Source organism: Leisingera sp. ANG49, from assembly GCF_059694505.1.
In genome coordinates this window covers 1-2,159 of the sequence record NZ_JCATZN010000033.1, presented here as the reverse complement: position 1 = coordinate 2,159, position 2,159 = coordinate 1, and the positions used below count along the sequence as shown (strand labels likewise).

The 2,159-nt window shown below is 62.7% G+C and carries 2 protein-coding genes and 1 pseudogene; 1 reads left to right on the top strand and 2 read right to left on the bottom strand.

Translation table 11 applies throughout. The annotated features are described in order from the left end of the window. Positions 1-362, top strand: a pseudogene (locus AC58NV_RS23515) (Mu transposase domain-containing protein); the annotation flags it as partial. Positions 363-470: 108 nt separating this feature from the next. Here AC58NV_RS23515 and istB read toward each other — a convergent pair. Then, the gene (gene istB / locus AC58NV_RS23510) at positions 471-1,229 is read right to left on the bottom strand and encodes an IS21-like element helper ATPase IstB (protein ID WP_497229303.1); all 759 of its coding nucleotides are present in this window, start codon (positions 1,227-1,229) and stop codon (positions 471-473) included. 10 nt (positions 1,230-1,239) lie between these two features. Continuing rightward, positions 1,240-1,908: a Mu transposase domain-containing protein gene (locus tag AC58NV_RS23505; protein WP_497229302.1), complete on the bottom strand. Its 669-nt coding sequence runs from the start codon at positions 1,906-1,908 to the stop codon at positions 1,240-1,242. Between the last annotated feature and the right edge of the window lie 251 nt (positions 1,909-2,159).

Sequence of the window (2,159 nt, the reverse complement as noted above, 5' to 3'; positions counted from 1 at the left end):
CAGACCTGGCGGCCTTGAATGCTTGGCTGGAGGGCCGCTGCATAGAGCTTTGGAGCGAGATCCCGCACGGCTCGCGCCCGGGCTCCGTCGCTGACGTCTGGGCCGAGGAGACGTCCGTGCTGATGCCGTCTCCTCCAGCCTTCGACGGCTTTGTCGAACAGAGCAAACTTGTATCCCCAACCTGTCTGATCACCTTTGAGCGGAACCGTTACAGCGTCCCCGCCTCTTTTGCGAACCGGCCTGTCAGCTTGAGGGTCTACCCGGAACGGATCGTGGTCGCCGGAGAGGGGCAGATTCTTTGCGAACACCATAGGGTTATCGAGAGATCGCATAGCGCGCCGGGAAAAACGGTCTACGACTGGCCGCGTATTCCGGAGGATCCGCCCACCCATTCCGACAACATGCGCCCACCTGTTCCGGGCTATTCGCCCAACTTTGACGCGTTGCCTTGAGGCATAGGTTTCTGGGTATCAAGTTTGGGGTGTTTCGTCATCCATTTTGGCGATGGTCTTGCGCATGGACTGCCCTTCGAGTTCGAGGGGGTAGACGTTGTGAACGATGCGGTCGAGGATAGCGTCCGCAAAGGTCGGCTCGCCGATGACATCGTGCCACGCCTTGATGGGCAGCTGGCTGGTGATCATGGTTGAGCCGAGGCCGTAGCGGTCTTCGACTATCTCCATCAGAGCGCGGCGCTGCGGTGCGGTAAGCCGGTCCGGCCTCCAGTCATCGAGGATCACCAGCTGGGCTTTCGTGAGACTGCGGAACAGGCGGGGAAAGCGCCCATCGCCATGGGCCATTTCGAGCTCATCGAAGAGGCGTGGCATTCGCTTGCAGAGCACGGTGACGCCATCGCGGCAGGCGGCCTGCGCAAGCGCGCAGCCCAGCCACGTTTTGCCGACGCCGCACGAGCCGGTAATGATCAGATTGCGCTTTTCGGCGATCCACTTGCCCGTGAGCAGGCTCTGGAACAGCGCCTTGTCGAGGCAGCGCCGCGCGCGATAAGCCACATCTTCCGGGCAGGCGCCAACATGGCGCAACCTGGCCGCGCGCATGCGGGCGTCAAAGCGCTTGGTCTCCCGGCTGGCAGCTTCGCGGTCGGCAAGCAGACCCAGCCAATCGGCGTGGGTCAGACCGGCGGCGCTGTCCTGCGCCTGCAATTCGGCAAAGGCTTCCGCCATGCCATCAAGGCGCAGGGCTTTCAGGCGGTCGAGGGTTGGGTGGGTCAGAATGAAGATCCTTTCAATGGAAGTAGTCGGCGCCACGGATGTTGGGGTGGGTGATTGCAGGCTCCTCCGTGACGCGGGTGCGGGGATTGCGTTCCAGTCCGTTCTTCAGGATCGAATGGACCGATGAATAGGAGCAGGCGTTGATCTCGAGCGCCCGCTTGCAGGCGGCGTCAAGGCGGTCCCGGCCGAACTTGTCGGTCAGGCGGATCACACCCAGGCAGGTGCGATAGCCCTGTTCCGGGTGCTTGCGCCCGCGCATCACCACCTTGGCGAAGATCGCCACATTCCGGCCCACACGGGCGGCCCGGGCATGGATGCGCTGCAGCGTCCAATCTTCGCGGAACCGGTGATGGGCGGGCATATGATCCCGCTGGGTGGAGTGCTGTCCGTTGCCGGAGGTACGGACATGCGAAGCCACGCATTGTCCGCCATGGAAAGCCTCGACGGTGCGGGAGGTGATGTGGGCCCACAGCTCTTTCTTCATCAGCTGGTGCGGCACGGAATAGTAATGCCGACCGATTGCGATGTGGTAATCGATCCCCGCGCGGCACTTCTTCCATTCGGCATAGACGTAAGGCTCCGCCGGCAGCGGCTTCAGGGCGGGCCTGTCCAGCTGTTCGAACAGCTGCCGGCAGCTGGCGTCAAGGTGGCGGGAGACCTTGTTGTTGAGCCGCTCCAGCAACGGGCGGATGGCGGCGTTTACTTCCTCGAGGCTGAAGAATTGCCGGTTGCGCAGCCGCGCCAGGATCCAGCGTTCGACCAGCAGGGCGGCGCTCTCGACCTTCGCCTTGTCTTTTGGTTTGCGCGGCCTACCACCGCGAGCGCCTGGCGGGTGTATTCGTCCAGAACTGTCAGCATTTTGTAGCTTCGGCCATTGCTGAGCTTGTCGTGAACAAAGTCCACGCTCCAGACGTGATTAGGATGCTTCGGCCG